Source organism: Burkholderia sp. LK4 (assembly GCF_001043615.1).
Taxonomy (GTDB): Bacteria; Pseudomonadota; Gammaproteobacteria; order Burkholderiales; family Burkholderiaceae; genus Burkholderia; species Burkholderia cepacia.
In genome coordinates this window covers 25,826-48,044 of record NZ_LDUL01000076.1, presented here as the reverse complement: position 1 = coordinate 48,044, position 22,219 = coordinate 25,826, and the positions used below count along the sequence as shown (strand labels likewise).

The following is a 22,219-nucleotide window of genomic DNA, read 5'->3' as shown; positions in this document are numbered from 1 at the left end:
ACGCGTGCCGGCAGCCGGATTTCATCGCAACGCGCCACCCGCCGCGTTGATCGTCTCCCGCGATTCCTTTCGAATGCCTTCGATGCGCGACATCGAACGGCCACCGTTGCGCCTGTCCTGCTCACCCGCGAGCCCGCGGCGATAGCGCGCGTCTGCTATTGCATTCCCCGCAACGCTGATTAGGAAATGAATTTTTATTGGTTCAGCTTCCCCGGCCGCCCTCGCATAGTGGCGCTGACGGCTATAGACAGCACGCAAGCTGCAACGGCCGCATTCCCGGTGTTTTTGTTCATACGAATCCGCGAAAACAAGGAAGTGTCATGACGGTTGAACTGGAAGAACGAACTGCCGCGCAGCAGGCGCTCGAAGACGCGCGCGCGGCCGCTGCGGCGGCCGGCACGCCCTATGCGGGCGGTGTCGCGCCGGAAGTCGCGTGGGCGCTGTTCTCGTCCGGCGATGCGCTGCTGGTGGATGTGCGCACCGCCGAGGAACGGAAATTCGTCGGCCACGTGCCGGAGTCGCTGCACGTGCCGTGGGCGACCGGCACGAGCCTGACGCGCAACCCGCGCTTCGTGCGCGAACTGGAAGCGAAGACGGGCAAGGCGGCCGTCGTGCTGCTGTTGTGCCGGAGCGGCAACCGCTCGGCGCAGGCGGCCGAGGCCGCGACGAAGGGCGGCTTCACGCAGGTATTCAACGTGCTCGAAGGGTTCGAGGGCGACCTCGACGAACGGCAGCATCGCGGCGGCAGCAACGGCTGGCGCTTTCGCGGCCTGCCGTGGGCACAGGACTGATTCACGGCCGAGACAGGGAGAACGCAGCATGGCCGCATTCGACATCGACGACATCGTTCAATCGCTGCAGACCGTACGCCGCGCATGGCGCGAGAAGCAGCGGCGCTCGCTCGAACCGGGCGGGCGCGACCTGCCGGCGCGCGAAGCGCTCGCGCAGATCGTCGGCGCGCTGAAGGGCGTGCTGTTCCCGATGCGGCTCGGGCCGCCCGAGCTGCGCCAGGAGAGCGAGAACTTCCACGTGGCCCATGCACTCGACGCGGCGCTGAACGCGCTGCTCACGCAGGTCAAGCTGGAATTGCGCTACGCGGCGCGGCAGCGCAATGCCGACGGGCCGGTCGATCATGTCGACGAAGTCGCGTCGACGGCCGTGCAGGCGTTCGCCACGCGCCTGCCCGAGATCCGCCGGCTGCTCGACAGCGACGTGCTGGCCGCGTTCCACGGCGATCCGGCGGCCGGCAGCGTCGACGAGGTGCTGCTGTGTTACCCGGGCATCCTCGCGATGATCCATCACCGGCTCGCGCACGAGCTGTACGGGCTCGGCCTGCCGCTGCTCGCGCGGATCATCGCCGAACAGGCGCATGCGGAGACCGGCATCGACATCCATCCGGGCGCGCGCATCGGCGCGGGCTTCTTCATCGACCACGGCACCGGCGTCGTGATCGGCGAGACGGCGATCATCGGTGAGCGCGTGCGCGTGTACCAGGCCGTCACGCTCGGGGCGAAACGCTTTCCGCGCGACGCGGCCGGCCATCTCGAGAAAGGGCTCGCACGGCATCCGATCGTCGAGGACGACGTGGTGATCTACGCGGGCGCCACGATCCTCGGCCGCGTGACGATCGGGCGCGGCGCGGTGATCGGCGGCAACGTGTGGCTCACGCAGGACGTGGCGGCCGGCGAGAACGTCACGCAGGCGGTGCTGCGCAGCGAAGCGAACGCCGCGCCGCGCGCTGCGGCGCGTGTCGCCTGGGAGGCGCGATGAGCGACCTCATCCATCACTTCGGCGCCAACGTGCGCAGGCTGCGCGAAGCGCGCACGTGGTCGCAGGAACAGCTGGCCGAGCATGCGGGGCTGAACCGTTCGTATGTCGGCGAGATCGAGCGCGGCGAGGCGATCGCGTCGATCGTCACGGCCGACAAGATCGCGCGCGCGTTCGACGTATCGATCTCGACGCTGCTGCCGGGCACGTTCGTCACCTGAGACCGCCTCGTCACCTTTCCCTTTCGGTCGCACGCGGCATGACGGCTATAGCATGTTGAGCCGGCAGGTGCGTGCTTCCGATAATCACCCAGCGTCATAAGCAATCCCGTTTTTCATCTTAAGAACCCGGAGCCACACATGTCGACCGTTGCAAGCGGCACGGCTGCGCTGAGCGATCACGCCGCCCGCCAACTAGCGAACGCTACCAAGACCGTCCCCCAGCTTTCCACGATCACGCCGCGCTGGCTGACCCATCTGCTGCAATGGGTGCCGGTCGAGGCCGGCATCTATCGCCTGAACCAGGTGAAGAACCCGGAAGCCGTGCGTGCCGCGTGCACGCAGCTCGAGGACGAAAGCGTGCTGCCGCAGACCTTCGTGCCGTATGAAGAACAGCCGCGCGAGTATTTCCTGAACGCGGTGAGCACCGTGCTCGACGTGCATACGCGGATCTCCGATCTTTACAGCAGTCCTCATGACCAGATCAAGGAACAGCTGCGCCTGACGATCGAGACGATCAAGGAGCTGCAGGAAAGCCAGCTGATCAACAACCCCGACTACGGGCTGCTCGCGAACGTGACCGACGACCAGCGGATCTTCCCGCTGACGGGCGCGCCGACGCCGGACGACCTCGACGAGCTGCTGACCAAGGTGTGGAAGGAGCCCGCGTTCTTCCTCACGCACCCGCTCGCGATCGCCGCGTTCGGCCGTGAATGCACGCGGCGCGGCGTGCCGCCGCCGACGGTCAGCCTGTTCGGCTCGCAGTTCCTCACGTGGCGCGGCATTCCGCTGATCCCGTCGGACAAGGTGCCGGTCGCGGACGGCAAGACGAAGATCCTGCTGCTGCGCGTCGGCGACAAGCGCCAGGGCGTGGTCGGCCTCTATCAGCCGGGTGTCGCGGGCGAGCAGGGCCCGGGCCTGTCGGTGCGCTTCATGGGGATCAACAACCAGGCGATCGCGTCGTACCTGATCTCGCTGTATTGCTCGCTCGCGGTCCATTCGCCGGATGCGCTGGCTGTCCTCGATGACGTCGAAATCGCCAAGTTCCATGACTATCCCGACACCTACCGTTAATCCCGGGCTGGCGGGCGGCGACGCGCACGCGCTGCCGCACGCGCCGTTGCCGGCCGGCTTGCCCGATCCCGCGACGCTGGCGCGGCTCGCGTCCGAGTTCTTCTCGACGCCGCCCGGTCAGGCCACCGCGCCCGGGGTGTCGGCGGGCAGCGGTGCGGTCGGCGGCGTGCCGTCGGCCTTGCCGGCCGCCGCGCCGATCCTTGCGTCGGTGAGCAACCCGGTTCCGGGCGGCTCGCCGCTCGCGGGGCCGGGCGGCGCGGGCACCGGCGTGCCCGGTCTCGCGCTCCCGCAAGGGAAAGTGCCCGGCGCGAACCTCGCGCCGTCCGCACCGACCCACGTGCTGTCGCTCGGCAACCGCGCACCGGCGCTCGCGCCGCATGCGGCCGCGCAGAACGGGCTGCCCGACAACGCCGTGTCGATCGCGCCCGCGCTCGAACCACGCGTCGGCGGCGCGGCGCTCGGTGTGCCGCAAGTGAATGCGCCGGCGCCGGACGGTGCGGCGAAGGCATCGCCGTACTACTTCACCGACGGTTCGCTGCAGGGCTGGCAGGCGACGCCGCAGGACATCGTCGTGCCGTCGAACGGCCTCGCGTCGCCGGAAGCGTTCGGGCTGCCGGGCGACGACGCGCTGCGCGAACTGCTCGCCGTGCATCGCGACGTGCCGGCGTCGCGCGCATCGGGCAGCGAGGTGCCGCGTTATTTCATCGACGAGACGCACGCCGCCGAGCCGCAAGGTCAGCTGTATCGCGGCGCGCACCCGCCGTTCGACGTGAACGCGATTCGCCGCGATTTCCCGATCCTGCAGGAGCGCGTGAACGGCAAGCAGCTCGTCTGGTTCGACAATGCGGCGACGACGCACAAGCCGCAGGCCGTGATCGACCGCCTCGCATACTTCTACGCACACGAGAACTCGAACATCCACCGCGCGGCACATGCGTTGGCCGGCCGCGCGACGGATGCTTACGAGCATGCGCGGGAAACCGTGCAGCGCTTCATCGGCGCGTCGTCGCCGGACGAGATCGTGTTCGTGCGCGGCACGACCGAGGCGATCAACCTGATCGCGAAGTCGTGGGGCGTGCAGAACGTCGGCGAAGGCGACGAGATCATCGTGTCGAACCTCGAGCATCACGCGAACATCGTGCCGTGGCAGCAGCTTGCCGCGCTCAAGGGTGCGAAGCTGCGCGTGATTCCGGTCGACGATTCGGGGCAGGTGCTGCTGGACGAATACCGGAAGCTGCTCAACGACCGCACGAAGATCGTGTCCGTCACGCAGGTGTCGAACGCGCTGGGCACGGTCGTGCCGGTGAAGGAGATCGTCGATCTTGCGCATCGGGCGGGCGCGAAGGCGCTCGTCGACGGCGCACAGTCGATCTCGCACATGCGCGTGGACGTGCAGGCGCTGGATGCGGATTTCTTCGTGTTCTCCGGGCACAAGATCTACGGGCCGACCGGGATCGGCGTCGTGTACGGCAAGCGCGCGATCCTCGACGACATGCCGCCCTGGCAGGGCGGCGGCAACATGATCGCGGACGTGACGTTCGAGCGCACGGTGTTCCAGCCGCCGCCGAACCGGTTCGAGGCCGGCACCGGCAACATCGCGGATGCGGTGGGGCTGGGTGCCGCGCTCGATTACGTGAGCCGCGTTGGGATCGAGAACATCGCGCGCTACGAGCACGACCTGCTCGCGTATGCGACGAGCGTGCTCGCACCGGTGCCGGGCGTGCGCCTCGTCGGCACCGCGCGCGACAAGGCGAGCGTGCTGTCGTTCGTGCTGAAGGGCTATGAAACCGAGGAAGTCGGGCAGGCGCTGAACGAAGAGGGCATCGCGGTGCGCTCGGGGCATCACTGCGCGCAGCCGATCCTGCGGCGGTTCGGGCTCGAGGCAACGGTGCGGCCGTCGCTCGCGTTCTACAACACGTGCGACGAAGTCGACGCGCTGGTGAGCGTCGTGAGAAGGCTGGCGACGCGACGCTGACGCATGCCGTCTGCGAGGAGCCCGCTTGGGGCGCCCGGCAACGGGCTGTCGCAAGCGGGCTCATTTGCGTGGCGATGCGGGCATGGCGCGCCGCTCGACGTTCCGTGAGCATCTATCCGTCGCGCTCCATCCTCCATGGCCCGGCCGTCGTATCGGGCACGGCCTGGCACCGGATCGGCAACGGCGCATCGACGGGAGCGCCATTGCGCCGTGCGTTGTTCCTGGCATCCCGCCGCGGCGGCCAGAGCCGGTCGTCGCGCTGGCGCGGCGCTGCGCGATCGCGGTATTCCGGATCGATGCCGCCCCAGCCTGATTCGACGCCGGGGCATCCGGTCGCGAAGGACGCACCGTGTCGGGATCGTTCCCGCTCCGCGCGCCGTGGCCATGCTCCGACAGCCGGGCATCGAACCGTCGGTGCCGCGTTTCGGCACGGTGCGATTCATCGGGGCTGCACGTGATTTGCCCGCCGTCCGGCAGGCCGCGACAGCGGATCTCGATCGCGCCGGGCCGCCGCATCGTGCACGACAGCGATTGTTGACGACGCTGGAAAGGTCCAATCCAGAAGTGGTAATAGGTGCCGCGAATATGGCCGATTATTCTCCCGTTCGCAGTAATGGCGTCCGTCCACGAATACTGTCGGACTGCTTACAAAATCAATGGCTCAGGGAGGCCTTTCATGAGACGCACCGTTGTCACCGGTTGTATCGGCGCCGCTTTCACGATGTCAGCATCGTGCGCGTTCGCGCAGAGTTCGGTTACGTTGTATGGCCTCGTCGATACGGCGATCCGTTATCAGACCAATGCCGGCCCTGACGGCAAGGACCTGATCGGAATGACGGTCGGCCCGGAAACGCACAGCCGCTGGGGCTTGCGCGGCAGCGAGGATCTCGGCGGCGGGCTGTCGGCTATCTTCCGTCTCGAGAACGGTTTCGAGCTGGGCGATGGCAAGCTGCACGTCGCGAACACGCTGTTCAGCCGGCAGGCCTACGTGGGCCTGTCGAGCGGCCGATACGGCACGCTGACGTTCGGCAACCAGTACGCGCCGCTGTACGACACGATGGGCGACGTATTCGATCCGATGACCGTCGGCGACTACTGGCAAGACAGCTGGGCGTACAACGGCATTGGCAACTACCTGACGGTGCCGAACTCGGTGAAGTACGCATTCACGTACAACGGGTTCAGCGTCGATGCGATCTACGGCTTCGGCAATCATGCCGGTGCGATGGGCCTCGACAGCACGTACGGCGTCGAGCTTACCTACGCGCAAGGGCCCGCGTCGATCAACGCAGGCTTCCAGCAGACCTCGGTGTCGTCCGTGAACGGCAGTGCGACCAACGGCGCGAAGGTGAACTTTCTGCACGTGAGCGGCGCGTATCAGGTGACGCCCTCCGTCCGCCTGCTGGCCGGCTGGCTGCACGGCCAGGACAAGACGGGCACGACCGACTTCAACATGCAGCAGGCCGGCGCACCGGCGTTGAGCGGCGGGAGCCCGAACCGCATCGACGACACGTTCTACGTCGGCGCCAACTGGCAGGCCACCGCGCCGCTGCTGATCACGGTGGCCGGCTATTACGGCCACGCACGCAACGCGGAGCGGCTCGACGGCACGCTCGGCTCCGGGATCAACTACTCGGCGACCGTGCTGGCCGAGTATGCGCTGTCCAAGCATACGGAGGTCTACGGCACGGTCGATTTCTCGCGCGGCAACGGTGCGTTCGCGGCCGACTACCCGGGTGCCACCAACCGGCTCACCGGCAAGGTCGACCAGATCGGCAGGACCAACAACGTCGGGGCTGCCGTCGGCCTGCGCCAGATGTTCTGACGTTACGGCGCACCGCGCGGCGAGCGTTTCTGCTGCAAGATTCAGAACCGCACGACCTGCTTCTGCTCGACGTTGAAGCCGTCGCGCAGCACGCTCGCCGAATCCGCGAAGTAGCGGCGGGTTTCCGCTAGCAGGTCGGTGTTGCCGCGCCGGCAGAACACGACCCCCGATCCTTCCTCCGTCAGCAGTTCGTCGATCAGCGATTCGGGTTGCCCGATATCGGCGAGATGGACGTTCTGCACGCCGTGCGCGAGCGCATCGAGCGCGTCCCGCACGCAAGGCGCTGCGATTGCGGCCGGATGCTCGGCCAGCCATTGCTCGAGTTCCGTGATGCCATAGAGCCCGGCGAGCTCACCGAGTTCGCGCAGCAGCGTGCCGTCGACCATCATCACCAGCGTCACGGCGCCCGTGCGCTGCGCGAAGAGGCTGCCGAGCCGTTCCGCGCGCAGCAGGTGATCATGGCCTGCGTCGTCCGGGGCGACCGGCATCACGACGGGCACGAGCCCGTTCTCGAGAAACGCGTTCAGCGCTGTGCCGTCGAAGCGGGCGACCGCGCTCGTGTCAGTGCGGTCGGAACGGGCGCTCGCCACCAGCAGGCCGCCGTCATGGCCGTCGATGCCGATCGCCTTGGCGCCGTGACTGCCGATCAGGCGCACCAGTTCATGATTGACGCCCGCCATCGCCGCATGAACGGCGTGGATCGATTGCGTACCGGGTGCGGCCGGCACGCCCTGGACGACGATCGGGCGAACACCGGTGAGTGCGAGCAGCGCGACATCCTGCGCGAACGCGTGGCGGGCGCGCGCGTCGCTCGCGGTGCCGCCGTCGACGATGACGACGGTCTGCCCGTGCAGGGCCTGCATGAACGGCAGCGAGCGCGCCAGGCCGGCCACGCGATGCGACGTAAGGGTGGAGCTTTCAGGGTCTGGGAACATGGGAATCCGGAAGGATGAAGGGAGTGCCTGACGCCGCACGGTGCGGCGTCAATGCGTGCGTTGCATGAGCCGGTGAATCTCGTCGGGCGTCAGCGCGTCGCGCGACGCTTGCCGGAACGGGCGATCGCTGAAACACCGCGCCGCGTCGGCGAGCAGTTCGAGGTGCGCGCGATCGTCAGCTTTCGGCAGGGCGAGCACGATGAATTCGCGCACGGGCTTGCGGTCCGGCGCGTTGAACGCGAACGGGTACAGTGCGCGCACGAACAGCGCGACGGCCGAGCCGAGCCCGTCGATGCGCGCATGCGGAATCGCGACGCCCTGGCCGAGGCCGGTCGAGCCCAGCTGTTCGCGCCTGATCAGTTCGGTCCTGATGCGCTCCGCCGGCACACCGCTGCCGCGCTCGATGTATCGCGCGGCGAGGTCGAACAACTGGGTCGCGCTTTCGACCGGCACGTCGAGCAGGATGTTGTGCGGCGGGCACGCGTCGGCCAGCCGGATCGCGGCAGGCGTGGCGACGCGGCGGCGGGGAAGGTCGGGGTGGCCGCCGATGGCGGCCTGCTGCGTTTGCATGCGGATCTCTCCGTGTCGGGATGACAGGGAAATCCTAGACAAAGGCGCGTAAAGACGGTGTCAGAGACGCGGGGGCGCCGCATTAAAATTTCGTATCGATTGCGACGGCGTCCGCCGCGTGTCCGACAAGGACATCGTCAGGTACCCGACAGCACGAACGGCAACGTCGTGAGCAGGAACACCGAAATGCCGACGACCGGCGCACCGAACGCGATCGCCGCAAATGCCACCGCGGCGCTCGTCAGCACCAGCGTCCTCGAGCGCACGCGGTGCCGGCCGAGTGCCGTTGCGCGATCGTCGCGGGCGGCATCGGGTCGTGTGCCGATCACGTGTTTCCAGAACGTCAGGCCAAGCATGATTGCTCCTTGATGAAAGGCGACCGGGAAGGCGTGCGCTGCGCGCGTCAGCAGCGCTTGAGCTTCAGCACGCGCGAGATCTGCCCGGGCGTGAAGCTGCTGTTGCGCACGTAGGGTGCGCAGTCGAGCGGTGCGGTGAGCGATTCGCTGACGACGTACCGGCCGACGAAGCGGTATGCGTCGGTTGCCATGCGGATGAACACCGGAATCGCATCGCGTTGCGCGGCGAGCGTCCTGCCGGCCGCGCGCGCGGATGCACTGCCGTCGCAGAGGATCACGTCGGGCGCATGCGGGTTGAGGTCCGTGCGCAGGCAGGCGGCGACGACCTTGCCGTTCTTCGTCGGCAGGAATGCCTGTTTGCTGCCGCCGCACGCGGTATGGATGAATTCGCGGGTGTACTGCTTGTCGATCTCGAACATGATCGGGCTCCGGTATCGGGAAATTCAGTGGATTAAATCAGGGATGCGAAGCAATGCGACATGATCGACATGCCGGATGCGGGCATGCCAGTCGATCGTTGCCTGAGGGGGCGGATCGATGGCGCGACGTTGCAAGGGATGTTCCGCGGGAACACGCTTGCCCGCACGACGCGCGATCAACGCATCGACGTCGTGTTCAAGCGTGCACGGGAATGACTACGGCGCGCACCGTCCGCCTGCGGGCAGGACGGTGGCTCGGGAAAAGAGAGACGCAGGCGTCCTGCCTGTCAGGCAGAAAAGCAACTCGGAGGGCGAGGACTTCGGATGCGCATGGTGCGTACTCGGTGATGGATCGATTGCGAACACATTCTAGTGAACGCATGCGCGGGCGCAAGTAAAAAGGTCGTAAAGGTTGCGTGGCCGGTGCGGGATCGCGCCGTGAACTACGTGCACTGCCAGAGATGCGCGCTGGTGCGGCACGGCGCGCACCAGAACGTGTAGTTCGCGCCGCCGCTGCCCCACAGCCATTCGCCGCCGTCCGTTTGCGGAAAGTGGGAGTCGAGTTGCATGACGAATGACATCTTGCGGCCGCAATCCGGACAGTCGGGATACCACGCCGACTGTACCCACGACGGTGCGCCGCCGACACGGCTCAGGTTCTGCCTGTCGTTCGATTCGCCCCAGTCCTGCCGCGTCCAGCGTGCCGGCGCCGCGAAGAGTGCAACGTCTGCTTCCACGAACGCGGCGGCCGGATACTCGGGCTGGATCGCGATGTCGCGTTGCTGGGACGGGTGCGCGCAGGCGTTGCCTGCGTCGTCGTGCCGGTGGAACAGCGGGCCGTCGCTCTCCCAGCCGACGCACGACAGGCAGGTGTCGAACGATACCGGCGTCGCGCTGTCGATGCCGGCTGCCGCGGGTTGCGGTAGCGTCAACAACCGATGCAGCGGCTCGTGACACAGGCCGCATCGATGCGTCGACACGCCGCCGAAGCGCGCGCCCGATCGATGCGAATCGCGTGCGTGCCAGGTCGGGTGATGCGCGTCGATCTCGCGTTTCCACTTCGGCATCTCGCGGAGCCTCGGCGCACGCAGCGTCGGGCCGAAGTCGATGTGCAGCGGCGACTCGCCATGCAGCGCGCGCAACGTGTCGTGTTCCTGCGCATAGCCGGCAGACATGAGCCAGTTTGCGCACTTGCCCGGATCGTCGGAAAACAGCCACGCCGCCGCGTCGCGAACGGCCGCGGGGTGTCGCGAATGAAGCAGCGCGATGGCGCGTTCGCGCGCCGCGTCGTCGCCGGAGGGGGGCTCGGCAAGCCGGCCGCGCCATGCATCGACCGTCGCCGGATCGAGCATCCGCCACGCGTTTTCCTCGTAGTACACGCGCGGCGACCGCTTCGTGGTGGCGATGTCGAGGAACACGTCCCAGTGATCGGAAAATACCTGCGGCGTCTGCATCACCACGCTCGACAACACGCTCGCGAGCCGCTCGTTCCACGCGCCGTTGCGGACGTCTTGCCACGCTTCGGCCGCAGTCTTCGCGAAAGCGAGGTCGTCCATCAGGTCGAGTGCGGCATCGAGGAACGTCGCATGTGGCAACGCCCGATCGAACGATGCGATCACGAGGTCGGCGAGCGCGGCCGGATTGTCGCGTCGCAGCGCCAGCATCTGCGACATCGGATCGTTGCCTCTCCAGCCGAGGCGTTCGTAGTCGTCGAGAATGGTTTGTACGGTCGGCATGGCGTGGACGGCGGGCGGCGGACGGGCGTTCATCTTACCCGAGCGCGCCGGCGTGCCGGCACGCCGCCCGTTTTCGCCAGTCACATGCAAAAAACGCGTGACGACTTTCGTCGCCACGCGTTGCCTGCGTTTTGCTGTGCGTGCCAGTCGCGCATGCCGGCGAACCGGCACACGCGACACGCCGTCAGAAGTCGAACCCCGGCCCGCCCGCACCCGGGCCGCCCGGCGCAGCCGCCGGCGCCGCATCCTTCGGCGCTTCGAAGACGGTTGCATCGGTCGTCAGCAGCAGCCCCGCGACCGACGCCGCGTTCTGCAGCGCCGTGCGCGTGACCTTGGTCGGATCGAGCACGCCCGATTCGACGAGGTCGCCGTATTCGCCGGTCTGCGCGTTGTACCCGAAGTTGCCCGAGCCTTCGGCCACCTTCGCGACGACGACGCTTGCCTCCTCGCCCGCGTTCGTGACGATCTGGCGCAGCGGTTCCTCGAGCGCGCGCAGCACGATCTTGATGCCCGCGTTCTGGTCGGCGTTCACGCCCTGCAGTTCGCGGATCGCCTGCCGCACGCGGATCAGTGCGACGCCGCCGCCCGGCACGATGCCTTCCTCGACGGCCGCGCGCGTGGCGTGCAGCGCGTCGTCGACGCGGTCCTTCTTCTCCTTCACCTCGATCTCGGTGGCCCCGCCAACCTTGATGACCGCCACGCCGCCCGCGAGCTTCGCGACCCGTTCCTGCAGTTTCTCGCGGTCGTAGTCCGACGTCGCTTCCTCGATCTGCACGCGGATCTGCTTCACGCGTGCCTCGATGTTCTTCGCATCGCCCGCGCCGTCGATCACCGTCGTGTTTTCCTTGCCGACCTCGATGCGTTTCGCCTGGCCGAGTTCCGCCAGCGTCGCCTTCTCGAGCGTCAGGCCCGTTTCCTCGGCGATCACCTGGCCGCCGGTCAGGATCGCGATGTCTTCGAGCAGCGCCTTGCGGCGGTCGCCGAAGCCCGGCGCCTTCACGGCCACCGTCTTCAGGATGCCGCGGATGTTGTTGACGACCAGCGTCGCGAGCGCTTCGCCTTCGACGTCTTCCGCGATGATCAGCAGCGGCCGGCCCGATTTCGCGACCTGTTCGAGCACCGGCAGCAGGTCGCGGATGTTCGAGATCTTCTTGTCGTGCAGCAGGATGTACGGGCTTTCGATCTCGGCGATCTGCTTGTCGGGATTGTTGATGAAATACGGCGACAGATAGCCGCGATCGAACTGCAGCCCTTCGACGACATCGAGCTCGTCCGCGAGCGACTTGCCGTCCTCGACGGTGATCACGCCTTCCTTGCCGACGCGGTCGATCGCTTCCGCGATGCGCTGGCCGATCGATTCCTCGCCGTTCGCGGAGATCGTCGCGACCTGCGCGATTTCCTTGCTCGTGGTGGTCGGACGGCTGATCTTCTTCAGCTCGTCGACGGCCGCCGCGACGGCCTTGTCGATGCCGCGCTTCAGGTCGAGCGGATTGAGCCCGGCCGCGACGTACTTCTGGCCTTCACGGACGATCGCCTGCGCCAGCACGGTGGCCGTCGTGGTGCCGTCGCCGGCCGCATCGCTGGTGCGCGACGCGACTTCCTTCACGAGCTGCGCGCCGATGTTCTGCAGCTTGTCCGCGAGTTCGATTTCCTTCGCGACCGACACGCCGTCCTTCGTGACGACCGGCGCGCCGAAGCTGCGTTCGAGCACGACGTTGCGGCCCTTCGGCCCGAGCGTGACCTTTACCGCGTTCGCGAGAATGTTCACGCCTTCGGTCAGCCTGGCCCGTGCGACGTCGCTGAAAATGATTTCCTTCGCTGCCATGATTTCGCTCCGTTACTGGTTGACGACTGCGACGATGTCTTCCTCGCGCAGCACGAGAAACTCGGTGCCGTCGAGCTTGACGGCCTGGCCCGCGTACTTGCCGAACAGCACGCGCTCGCCGACCTGCAGGTCGGGCACGATGCGCTGGCCGTCCGCATCCTTGCGGCCGGGGCCAACGGCGATCACTTCACCCTGGTCGGGTTTTTCCGCGGCGCTGTCGGGGATCACGATGCCCGACGCGGTGGTGGTTTCCTGGTCGAGTCGCTTCACGATTACGCGGTCGTGCAAGGGGCGTAGGCTCATAGGTTCGTCCTGTGCTGTTCTGTCGAGATTGGCTGGCACTCTTTGGAAGAGAGTGCTGACGAGTATAAAAATGCGCGGCGGCGCGATCCAATAACGGATTCGGAAATGCATTCGCGCCGGCGTGCAAAGCGCGCGGCGCGCGTTACCGCGACACGGCCTGCTGCGCGGCGGGCGTGCAGACCGGGTGGATCGTCTCGCCGGCAAGCACGCGCTTCACGAACGGAATCGAATCGGCGAGCGACGCGTTCACGGTACCGTTGTGTTCGCGGCCCGCATACAGGTGCGCCTCGACGGTCGTGCCCGCCGCGCACGCGTCCTTCGCGAGCGCGAGTTCGAGCGGCGCGAGCCCGTCGTCCGCGCCCGCGCCGATGAAGACGGGTGTCGCGATCTTCAGCGTCGGGTACGTCAGGTACGCGTCCCACCACGCTTTCAGCCGGGCATCGCCGCCGGGCTTCACGGTGTTCGCATGCGTGAGGTGCGCGAGCGCCGCATCGTCCTCGAGCGACGCGAGGCAACCGATGCGCGCCTGTTCGAGGATCGGCAACGCCTGGTCGGTCAGCACTTCGTCCGCGCGCAGCGACGGGTCGATCTGCTGGGCGGAGAGCACCGAGTAGAACTGGTACGCGAGTGTCGGATCGACGCGCTCGGGGTCGCGCCGGTAGGCACTGTCGAACTTCGGCAGCGACGCGAGCGTGGCGGGCGATGCGTTGTAGATCGTGCCGGTGGCGACGGTCGCGCGGATCGCGAGTTCGGGCGCATACGCGGGCGCGTAGCCGGCCGCCGCGAATACGGCCGAGCCGCCTTGCGACTGGCCGACGAGCACGACCTCGTTCGCGAGGCCGGGCACGCCGCCGAGTACCGCGCGCACGCTGTCGAGCAGCGTGTAGCTGTTCGAGCGGTTGTTGAGCTGCGGATTCGGGCCCGGCGTGCCGAGCCCCTGATAGTCGGTCGCGACGACGGCGAACCCCTGCTGAAGCCACGCGTTAAGGTAGCGCACGTCGCGATACGAGCGGCCGAACCACGACGGCGCGCAGATGTCGGCCATCCCGAACGTGCCGTGCGCCCACGCGACGATCGGCCAGCCGCCGGCGGGCGGCGTGCCGCGCGGCACGAACAGCGCACCCGACACGGCGATCGGCGTGTGACCGCCGACACCGTCGGTCGACGCGTAGAGGATTCGCAACTGGCGCGCTGCGCTCGCGAGCCCGAGCGTCGCGGGCAGTGGCTCGGTGCGCAGCAGCGCGCCGGGCGTCGCCGGAATGTCGCGGTCCCACGTATAGAACGCGGACACGCGGCCGTCGCCCTGCAGCGGGTCGGGCGCGGGAACGCGGCCGGGCGAAGCCGCGTGCGAGAGGAAGGACGATACGGCGAGCGCCGAAGCCAGCAGTGCGCGCGCGGCGCAGCCGCGCAGGGGGGGAAGCGTCATGGTCGGATGGAGGTCGATGAGATCGGATCGGAAGCGCCGGACGGTGCATGGCGCGGGCCGACCACGACGCAAGTTTCGAACCAGCGCATCCGTTGCGTGTGCGGCGCGCGGCGCGACGGGCCGTTGCGTCGCACCGCGTGCGCCGCACGCATGCGCCGGCTGCGCGTCGCGCAGCAATTCGGGCCGGCGGGCTGTTGCTCCCGCAACAAAGGCGGGTGCATGGATCGTGCCGCGTGCGTCGTGCATGACAGGCCCGCACCGCGGCGCGGGCGTTCGATGCGTGCGCGCCCGGCTGGCACGATTGCTGCTGATCCGGTCGGCGTGAGTCGCGACGTTGCGTTGCGATCCTTTCCGTCCACCCGATCAAGGAAACCGTCCTCATGTCCGTCACCCCAACCATCGACAGCGGCGAACTCGCGGCATTCGTCGAGCGCGCCACGCGCGAATTCACGCAGGCTGCACGCGTGCTGAAGGACACGCGCACGCTGTCCGCGACCAACACGTTCCAGGCGTTCCAGCGCGTGCCGGGCACCGAGCTCGTCGTCGCGCTGTCGGCGCCGAGCCCGTGGGCCGCGTCGCAGGAGATCCAGCCGGTCGTCGTGACGTTCGACGGCGACGTGCTGCATGGCGACGCACGCGCGGGCGGCAACGGGCCGCGTTATGCGGACGTGTTCCGCGAGGCGCCGGACGTCGGTGTCGTGATCCACGTGCACGGCCCGTATCTCGGCGCATGGGCGAGCGCGCATCGCCCGCTGCCGATCCGCTATGCGCCGGCCGCGCGCTACACGCGCGCCCGCGAGATTCCGGTGTACGTCGATCGTCGTCCCGGCGAGCCGCGTTTCATCGTCGACACGATCCGCCGCGACCCCGAGGTACCGGCGATCATCGAGGCGAACGGGGGCGCAACCTTCTGGGGAAAATCGATCCTCGACGTGTCGAAGTACATCCTGATCCTCGAGGAAGCCGCGTATTTCCAGGCGCTCGCGGAGCCGCTCGGCGGCTCGCTCGAGTTCGGGCCGGGCGCGCTCGAGCAGCAATGGAAGATGACCGGTCTCGCGTGACATCGCGTGAGCTCGCGCGGCGGCCGGCGCAATCCGGCCGCCGTCATACCGATAGCTCGATGAATTGGTTCATCCCCGGCGCGCGCCTTGCTATCGTCGGACCTTCCCCGTTCAATACGCCGGTCGTGCCATGGCCATCTTCAGTTTGCCGGACCCGAATTCGCATGCGATCACGATCCGTGCGAAGGCGCTGACGTTCGACGATCCCAAATCGCGGGTGCTGCTCGAGCGCATCCAGCTCGTCGCGCCGAGCGACGCGACCGTGCTCGTCACCGGCGAGAGCGGCACCGGCAAGGAGCTGATCGCGCGCCTCGTGCACTCGCTGAGCGAGCGCCATGACGGCCCGTTCGTGGCGGTCAACTGCGGCGCATTCTCCGAGACGCTGATCGAAAGCGAGCTGTTCGGCCACGAACGCGGCGCGTTTACCGGCGCGATCAACAGCCAGCCCGGCTGGTTCGAATCCGCGAATCGCGGCACGCTGTTCCTGGACGAGGTGGGCGACCTGCCGCTGTCCGCGCAGGTCAAGCTGCTGCGTGTGCTGCAGGAGCGCGAGGTGACGCCGGTCGGCTCGCGCAAGACCGTGAAGATCGATGTGCGGCTCGTCGCGGCGACCAACGTGAACCTCGAAGCCGCGGTGCGCGCCGGCAATTTCCGCGAGGATCTTTACTACCGGCTCAACGTCGTGAAGCTGAGCCTGCTGCCGCTGCGCGAGCGCCTCGGCGACATCGCGCCGCTGATCGAACACTTCATCGACACCTATGCGAAGCGGCTGCGCGTCGCCGCGCCGACGCTCACGGACGCCGCGCGCGCACGGCTGCATGCGCACGCGTGGCCGGGCAATATCCGCGAACTCGAGAACGTGATCCACCACGCGGTGCTGATCTGCGCGGGTGGCGCGATCGATGTGGGCGACCTGCAGTTCTCCGCGCTGTCGCTCGCGCCCGATGCCGACGACCCGCGCCCCCCGGCGGCGGCACCGCCGCGCCGTGCGCGCGACGTGGCCGAGGCGACCGACGCGCTGCGCCATGCGGTGATCGAGCTGCTGGATCTCGGCACGCCGTCGCTCTGGCAGCACATCGAGGACACCGTCTACCGCAGCGTGTTCGAGTACAGCGAGCACAACCAGCTGCGCATGTCGCGCCTGCTCGACCAGTCGCGCAACATCGTGCGTGCGCGGCTCGCGCAGCTCGGCATCCTGAAGCCGCGCGACGCGGGTGACGGAGGAGACGCCGACGCGCGGCTGCGCCGTCAGGCGTGATCGCGCCAGCGCAGCGCGCGCTGCGCGATCCGCTCGCATAGCGCACTCATGCCGACGGCGAGCGCCGTCACCCCCAGCACGCAGACCAGCAGCACGTCGGCGCGCGCGCCGGCCTGCGCGTTCTGCATCAGGCTGCCGACCCCCGCGCCCGCGTTGAACAGCAGCTCGCTGCTGGTCGCGGTGATCCACGCGAACGGCACGGCTTGCAGCACGCCCGCGAACAGGTCGGGCAGCGCGCCGGGAATCAGCACGTCGCGCCACAGGCCGATGCGCGTCAGGCGATACGACTGCGCGAGTTCGACGTAGCGCGGATCGACGCGGCGCAGCCCGTCGAAGCTGGCGGTGGTCATCGGGTAGAACGCGGCGAGCGCGATGATGAGCACCTTCGCGAATTCGCCGGTGCCGGCCCACAGGCTCAGCAGCGGAATCAGCCCGAGCAGCGGCACGTAGCGCAGTGCCTGGAACGCCGGCTCGCCGAGCTTGCGCGCGAGCGTCGAGCGTGCCATCGCCGCGCCGAATACAAGCCCGACCGCGACGCCGAACCCCAACCCGAGCGTCGTGCGGCGCAGGCTCGCGCCGAGATCGGTCGCGAGTTCGCCGCTGCGGGCGAGTTCGACCAGCGCGGCGCCCACCTGCTGCAATGGCACGAATGCGTATTGATGGGCCGCGTCGCCGGACGATGCGAACTGCCATGCGGCCACGAGCAGGGCCGGCACGACGAGGCCGCGCGCGCGGCGGCGCAGCGGGGCGAGCGAGAGAGAGCGTATGGCGAGCGTCATTTCGAAGCGTATCCAGTCAGGTCAGCGCGAGGGCGCTTGCCAGCGCAATGCGTAGCGTTGCACGAGCGCGATCGACCGGTCGATCGCGAAGCCGATCAGCCCGATCACCGCGACGTCGATGAGCACGACATCGAGCCGCAGCATCTGCCGCGCGAGTTCCATCATCTGGCCGATTCCGCTGTCGGCGCTGAGCAGCTCGACCGCGACGAGCGCGAGCCACGCGCGCGCAAGCGCGATCCGCACGCCGGTCAGCAGCGGCGGCAGCGCGGCCGGCAGCAGCACGTCGCGCAGCAGCGCGAAGCGGCCGAGCCCGTAGTGACGCGCCATCTCGACGAGGTCGCGCGGCGCGTCGTGCACGCCCGTGTACGCGGCCAGCGCGACCGGGAAGAACACGGCCTTGCCGACGACGACGAGCTTCAGCGGCTCGTCGACGCCGATCAGCAGGATCAGCAGCGGAATCAGCGTGAGCGTCGGCACCTGCCGCAGCAGGTCGAACGTCGGCCGCAGGTAGTCGGAGAACAGCCGGCTGCGCGCCAGCAGGATGCCGAACGCGGCTCCGCCCGCCGCGCCGATCACGAACCCGAGCGCGAGGCGATGCAGCGTGATCAGCAGGTTGTCGCGCAGCTCGCCGGTGTCGAGCAGGGTGCGCAGCGTCGCCGCGAGCCGTCCGGGCGGCACGACGAGCTGCGGCGGGAACCAGCGCAACGTGCTCGCGAGCCACCACAACGTGGCGAACGCGACGGGCGTGGCCCACCACAGCGCGAGCCCGCCGAGCCGCGCGACGCCAGGCAGGCGGATCGCGCGTGCGCCGTTCGACGCGAGGGCGTGCATCGGCATCAGCGGCTCGCGACGCGCGCCGTGTCTGCGCGCCAGTAGCCGTCGAGGCCGAGCTGCTTGAGCGCGGTCGCGACGAACGTCGGCGCGAGCAGCGCGTTCACGTCGACCGGCGCGGACGTCAGGCCGGCCTGGCGGCTGTACGCGACCACGTCGCGGTAGTGACCGGTCAGCGCGGGCGTGAAGAGCGGCGTCCATTGCTCCTTCCACGGCGTCGATTCGTCCGCGTATTCGCGGCGCACGACGCTTTCCGGCTGGCCGGACGCGCTCAGGATCTTCACGTACGCATCGCGGTTCTGCGGCTGCGAGATCCAGTGCGCGGCACGCACGTAGGCGGTCGCGACGAGCTGCGTGATGTCGGGGTAGCGCCGCACGAAATCGTCGGATGCCCACAGTTCCGCGCGCATTTTCCAGTCGTCGGGCGCGGTCTTGGTCGACCAGATGATCTTGCCGACGTTCTTGTCGACGAGCGAATACGCGTCGGACAGCGTGAAGAAACCGTCGACGCGGCCGGCCGCGACCGCTGCCGCACCGGCCTGCGGGTCGAGGTTGTAGATCCTGAAGTCGGACAGCTTCAGCCCGTTCTCGGCGAGCAGCTTGCTGAACGTGACTTCCCACGGCCGGCCGCGATTGAGCGCGATGCGCTTGCCTTTCAGGTCGACGATCGATTTCGCGTTCGAGCCGGCCGGCACGACGAGATACGTATTGCTGCCGACCCCGCCCGGCACGATCAGGCGCGTATGCGTGCCCGACGCGTTGACGACGACCGACGGCAGGTCGCCGTAGCCCGCGAAGTCGATGCTGCCGTTCGTGAACGCCTCGTTGACGAGCGTGCCGACCGCCGCGGTCGACACCGGTACCCATTGCAGCTTCACGTGCCGCGCGGCGAGCGCCTTCTCGAGCGACTTGTCGGCGTCGATCAGCGCGGAGGCGCCCGCGTATTGCGTCTTGCCGCCGCCCGAATAGGCGACGACGGCGATTCGCACCACCTTGGGCGCATCGTCCGCGTGCGCGGCCGGTGCGGCGAGCGATGCCGCGGCAAGCGGCAGCGCGGCGAACAGCGCACGCAGCGGGCGGCGCAGCGAAGCGAGGGAGAGCATGTGTTTCATGATGGTCGGGATCAGTGGGCGGAAAAGAGGCTCACGCGCGTTTCTGCCGCGACGGCCGCAGCACGTCGGCGAGCGGGCGCGGGTCGATCCAGTCGGCGACGTCGAAGTCGGCTTCCAGAAAACCCCGGTCGTGCAGGAACGTCTTGAACTCGTCGAGCGCGGCGACGGATTCGTCGTCGAGGTTGACGCCGAGGTGCCGGTGCAGCTGGTTGCCGTACGCGGCGCGGACCCAGTCGATCGACGACGCGGTTTCGCCGGCCACGTAGTGCGCGGTTTCGTCGGGATGCGTGCCGGCCCATTCGCCGGCCGCGACCACGAGCTTCAGGAAGCCGGCGACGATGTCCGGATGGTTCGCGAGCACGTCCGCGTTGACGGTCAGCGGGCGCGGCGTGCCGTTGTTGTTGCGGATCGAGCGCTCCGGATGAAAGCCGATGTCGATCACGACGTGCGCGCCGATCAGCTGCGCGATCTCGAGGCCGGTCGAGCCCTTCACGTAGATCGCGTCGACCTCGCCGCGCAGCAGCGAGCCGGCTTCGGCCGCGTACAGCGCGCGGCTCGAGAAGCCGTGCGGCGACGCGAACAGGTCTGCCGCGCGCGCCGGCCCGACGGCCTGCAGCGTGCGCGCACGCACGTCGACGAGTTCGACGTCGGCGGTGGTCAGCCCGTCGAGGCTCAGCGCGTTGACGAAGCCGCGCAGCGCCGACGCGCGAAAGATGTCGATGCGGTCGTCGGGGCGGCTCGGGATCGCGACGCGGCGCCCGCGCAACGCCTTCACGGAGCGGATGCCCGACTCGGGCCGCGCGAGGATCAACTGCGATTCGTCGACCCACGACAGCCCGATCACGCGTGTGTTCGCGCCGTTCGAGCGCGCCCACATCGCGGGGATGCTGCCGCCCTGGCGAAACGACTGCGCCAGCGTGTGGTCGCTGATCGACGACACGTCGTGCCGCGTGGCACCGCGCGGCGAGCGGATCGCGACGCCGTCGGCCGACGTCTCGCCGTTGAGCCAGCCGAGATGCACGGCGATGCCGAGCGGCGTCGGCACGGGCGATCGGGCGTACCAGAACGTCTGCTGCTTGTCCGATGACGAATCGGGCCTGTCTGTCATGTGTGAGATTCCCTCTCTGCGTAAGCATGGTCGAAGCGCGGTCGCGCGCGGTGCCGCTCGGTGTCGGTGCGCACGCGCGGGCCGGTCAGCGTTGCAAGTTCCGGGCCAGTGAACGGAAACGGCGCGGCCGCACGCGGTGCGGGCGTCGCGCGGAAAGGCCGATGCGTGTGTCGATGCGTGGCCTGTTGCGCCAGCAACAGTCGCGTGGGCCGCTGTTGCGCGCGCAGCAGCGGTGCGGCCGATGCAGCAGCACGGCACGGGCCTGTCGCGACCGTGCCGGCCACGGCCGGGCGGGGGCGATCCGGTTGCCGTCGGCGCTTGGCGTGCAAGGCGCCGCGCAGGTTTGCAGGCGGCCGCGCAGGTGTTGCTGTGAACGGGTTGGCACACCGCGTGCTTTACAGCGCTGCACACGGGCGGCACGGCGATGCCGCACGCAATCCGAATGGCCCGACCAGGAGAACCCCGATGGCTGTTGAATTTCTGTGGCGCCTGCCGATGCATGGCGACGGCAGGCGCGCACACGACCTGCATACACGCGGCGAATGGAACCGCCAGCGCGCGTCGCGCGTCGCGCCGAAAGTCGACGACGACGAATTCGGCTACATCGACTATCTGTCGCAGGTCGCGCGCGCGGCCGATATCGCCGGCTTCCACGGCGCGCTGATCCCGATCTTCCGCTTCACGGAGGAGCCGTGGGTCGTGGCGGCCGCGCTGGCGCGCGAGACGCGCCGGCTGCGGCTCCTGATCGCGCTGCAGCCGCATTTCGTGCATCCCGTCTACGCGGCGCAGATGGCCGCGAGCCTGCAGCGGATCAGCCGTGGCCGCGTGGAGTGGAACGTCGTCACGGGCGGCGGCGGCCCCGACCAGCGCGCGTACGGCGACTTCATCGACCACGACAGCCGTTATGCGCGCACGGACGAGTTCCTCGACGTCGTGAAGGGTGTCGCGGCCGGGGAGCCGTTCACGTTCGACGGACGCTTTTACCGCGTCGAAGGCGGCGGCCTGCTGCCGCCGCTGAGCGGCCAGAAACCGCCGCGCATCTACCTGGCCGGCGCGAGCGATGCCGCGCTCGCGGTCGCCGCGAAGCACGGCGACGTGCACCTGAGCTGGGGCGAGCCGCTCGCGAAACAGAAGGAGGTGATCGATGCGGCCCGCCGCGCGCTCGATCGCCAGAACGCCGAGCGCGACCTGCGCTTCGGCATGCGCATCGACATCCTGGCGCGCGAGACCGAGGCGCAGGCGTGGGCCGAGTTGCGGCAGATGTTCGCGACGGTGGGCGACGCGACGCGCAACGGCTTCGGCGGGCGCGGCGAGTCGTCGGAATCGGTCGGTGCGAAACGCCAGTTCGCGCTGCACCAGGGCAACACGCAGCACTTCGACGACCTGATCGTCGGCCCGAACCTGTGGGCCGGGATGTCGCAGATTCGCGGCGGTCCCGGCTGCGTGATCGTCGGCAGCCACGAGCAGGTGGCCGAGCGGCTCGCGGAATACGTCGACATCGGCGTGTCGACGTTCATCCTCGCGAGCAACCCGCATCTCGAGGAGGCGTACCGCGTGGGCGAGGAAGTGCTGCCGCTCGTCGACGGCGCGCTGAACGCGCGCGGCACGCAGGCGGCGCTGCGCGTGGCCGGCGCGTGAGCG

The 22,219-nt window shown here is 68.6% G+C and carries 22 protein-coding genes; 10 read left to right on the top strand and 12 right to left on the bottom strand.

Annotated elements, in window-relative coordinates; all coding sequences use genetic code 11:
- Positions 1 to 320 precede the first annotated feature (320 nt).
- The 6 genes from VK92_RS32535 to VK92_RS32510 all read left to right on the top strand — a co-directional run bounded on the left by VK92_RS32535 (position 321) and on the right by VK92_RS32510 (position 6,859).
- Entirely contained in the window at positions 321 to 791 is a 471-nt protein-coding gene (locus VK92_RS32535; protein WP_021156736.1) for a rhodanese-like domain-containing protein, read from the top strand.
- Between the two features lie 28 nt (positions 792 to 819).
- Complete coding sequence (epsC, locus tag VK92_RS32530; RefSeq protein ID WP_048021668.1) at positions 820 to 1,770, top strand: serine O-acetyltransferase EpsC; 951 nt, start codon at positions 820 to 822, stop codon at positions 1,768 to 1,770.
- Positions 1,767 to 1,988: a helix-turn-helix domain-containing protein gene (locus tag VK92_RS32525; RefSeq protein ID WP_021156738.1), complete on the top strand. Its 222-nt coding sequence runs from the start codon at positions 1,767 to 1,769 to the stop codon at positions 1,986 to 1,988. Before epsC ends, VK92_RS32525 begins: the two co-directional genes overlap by 4 nt.
- A 138-nt stretch (positions 1,989 to 2,126) precedes the next feature.
- Entirely contained in the window at positions 2,127 to 3,059 is a 933-nt protein-coding gene (locus VK92_RS32520; protein ID WP_021156739.1) for a family 2A encapsulin nanocompartment shell protein, read from the top strand.
- Positions 3,034 to 5,034 carry a family 2A encapsulin nanocompartment cargo protein cysteine desulfurase gene (locus VK92_RS32515; RefSeq protein ID WP_048021670.1) on the top strand — a complete coding sequence of 667 codons (2,001 nt, stop codon included), beginning with the start codon at positions 3,034 to 3,036 and terminating at the stop codon, positions 5,032 to 5,034. The genes VK92_RS32520 and VK92_RS32515 overlap by 26 nt, the downstream gene beginning before the upstream one ends.
- A 676-nt stretch (positions 5,035 to 5,710) precedes the next feature.
- Positions 5,711 to 6,859 carry a porin gene (locus VK92_RS32510; RefSeq protein WP_048021672.1) on the top strand — a complete coding sequence of 383 codons (1,149 nt, stop codon included), beginning with the start codon at positions 5,711 to 5,713 and terminating at the stop codon, positions 6,857 to 6,859.
- Between the two features lie 41 nt (positions 6,860 to 6,900).
- On the opposite strand, the gene VK92_RS32505 is transcribed toward VK92_RS32510, so the two are convergent.
- From VK92_RS32505 to VK92_RS32490, 4 genes are all read right to left on the bottom strand, one after another.
- A complete protein-coding gene (locus tag VK92_RS32505; RefSeq protein ID WP_048021673.1) occupies positions 6,901 to 7,794 on the bottom strand; it encodes an acetylglutamate kinase in 894 nt (297 codons plus the stop codon).
- Between the two features lie 48 nt (positions 7,795 to 7,842).
- Complete coding sequence (locus VK92_RS32500; protein WP_053076248.1) at positions 7,843 to 8,364, bottom strand: PTS sugar transporter subunit IIA; 522 nt, start codon at positions 8,362 to 8,364, stop codon at positions 7,843 to 7,845.
- 137 nt (positions 8,365 to 8,501) lie between these two features.
- On the bottom strand, positions 8,502 to 8,720 hold the full coding sequence (locus tag VK92_RS32495; protein ID WP_021156746.1) for a hypothetical protein: 219 nt from the start codon (positions 8,718 to 8,720) through the stop codon (positions 8,502 to 8,504).
- A gap of 47 nt (positions 8,721 to 8,767) precedes the next feature.
- Positions 8,768 to 9,139, bottom strand: coding sequence for a DUF6697 family protein (locus VK92_RS32490; RefSeq protein ID WP_048021675.1), 372 nt, complete (start codon positions 9,137 to 9,139; stop codon positions 8,768 to 8,770).
- Positions 9,140 to 9,199: 60 nt separating this feature from the next.
- Here VK92_RS32490 and VK92_RS42645 point away from each other — a divergent pair, with 60 nt between their 5' ends.
- On the top strand, positions 9,200 to 9,355 hold the full coding sequence (locus VK92_RS42645) for a hypothetical protein (RefSeq protein ID WP_156187217.1): 156 nt from the start codon (positions 9,200 to 9,202) through the stop codon (positions 9,353 to 9,355).
- A gap of 227 nt (positions 9,356 to 9,582) precedes the next feature.
- Here the strand turns inward: VK92_RS42645 and VK92_RS32485 are convergent, their stop codons facing one another.
- The 4 genes from VK92_RS32485 to VK92_RS32470 all read right to left on the bottom strand — a co-directional run bounded on the left by VK92_RS32485 (position 9,583) and on the right by VK92_RS32470 (position 14,429).
- On the bottom strand, positions 9,583 to 10,875 hold the full coding sequence (locus VK92_RS32485; RefSeq protein WP_048021744.1) for a hypothetical protein: 1,293 nt from the start codon (positions 10,873 to 10,875) through the stop codon (positions 9,583 to 9,585).
- A gap of 184 nt (positions 10,876 to 11,059) precedes the next feature.
- Positions 11,060 to 12,700 (bottom strand): chaperonin GroEL, encoded by a 1,641-nt coding sequence (gene groL / locus VK92_RS32480; RefSeq protein ID WP_021156751.1) that lies wholly within the window; start codon positions 12,698 to 12,700, stop codon positions 11,060 to 11,062.
- A gap of 12 nt (positions 12,701 to 12,712) precedes the next feature.
- Complete coding sequence (groES, locus tag VK92_RS32475; RefSeq protein ID WP_027790739.1) at positions 12,713 to 13,003, bottom strand: co-chaperone GroES; 291 nt, start codon at positions 13,001 to 13,003, stop codon at positions 12,713 to 12,715.
- A 142-nt stretch (positions 13,004 to 13,145) separates the two neighbouring features.
- On the bottom strand, positions 13,146 to 14,429 hold the full coding sequence (locus tag VK92_RS32470; RefSeq protein WP_021156753.1) for a lipase family protein: 1,284 nt from the start codon (positions 14,427 to 14,429) through the stop codon (positions 13,146 to 13,148).
- 380 nt (positions 14,430 to 14,809) lie between these two features.
- Between VK92_RS32470 and VK92_RS32465 the strand changes: the two genes are divergently transcribed.
- Positions 14,810 to 15,490, top strand: coding sequence for a class II aldolase/adducin family protein (locus tag VK92_RS32465; RefSeq protein ID WP_048021677.1), 681 nt, complete (start codon positions 14,810 to 14,812; stop codon positions 15,488 to 15,490).
- A 130-nt stretch (positions 15,491 to 15,620) separates the two neighbouring features.
- Complete coding sequence (locus VK92_RS32460; protein WP_048021679.1) at positions 15,621 to 16,748, top strand: sigma-54 interaction domain-containing protein; 1,128 nt, start codon at positions 15,621 to 15,623, stop codon at positions 16,746 to 16,748.
- On the opposite strand, the gene VK92_RS32455 is transcribed toward VK92_RS32460, so the two are convergent.
- From VK92_RS32455 to VK92_RS32440, 4 genes are read right to left on the bottom strand one after another with little or no spacing between them, the layout of a single operon-like run.
- Entirely contained in the window at positions 16,739 to 17,527 is a 789-nt protein-coding gene (locus VK92_RS32455) for an ABC transporter permease (protein WP_048021681.1), read from the bottom strand. The two genes, VK92_RS32460 and VK92_RS32455, sit on opposite strands and share 10 nt — an antisense overlap.
- A 21-nt stretch (positions 17,528 to 17,548) precedes the next feature.
- A complete protein-coding gene (locus VK92_RS32450) occupies positions 17,549 to 18,364 on the bottom strand; it encodes an ABC transporter permease (RefSeq protein WP_048021683.1) in 816 nt (271 codons plus the stop codon).
- Entirely contained in the window at positions 18,364 to 19,461 is a 1,098-nt protein-coding gene (locus VK92_RS32445; protein ID WP_021156759.1) for a PhnD/SsuA/transferrin family substrate-binding protein, read from the bottom strand. The genes VK92_RS32450 and VK92_RS32445 overlap by 1 nt, the downstream gene beginning before the upstream one ends.
- A gap of 40 nt (positions 19,462 to 19,501) precedes the next feature.
- On the bottom strand, positions 19,502 to 20,578 hold the full coding sequence (locus tag VK92_RS32440; protein WP_048021686.1) for an ABC transporter substrate-binding protein: 1,077 nt from the start codon (positions 20,576 to 20,578) through the stop codon (positions 19,502 to 19,504).
- A gap of 465 nt (positions 20,579 to 21,043) precedes the next feature.
- On the opposite strand from VK92_RS32440, the gene VK92_RS32435 reads away from it, so the two are divergent.
- A complete protein-coding gene (locus tag VK92_RS32435) occupies positions 21,044 to 22,216 on the top strand; it encodes an LLM class flavin-dependent oxidoreductase (RefSeq protein ID WP_021156762.1) in 1,173 nt (390 codons plus the stop codon).
- Positions 22,217 to 22,219 lie beyond the last annotated feature (3 nt).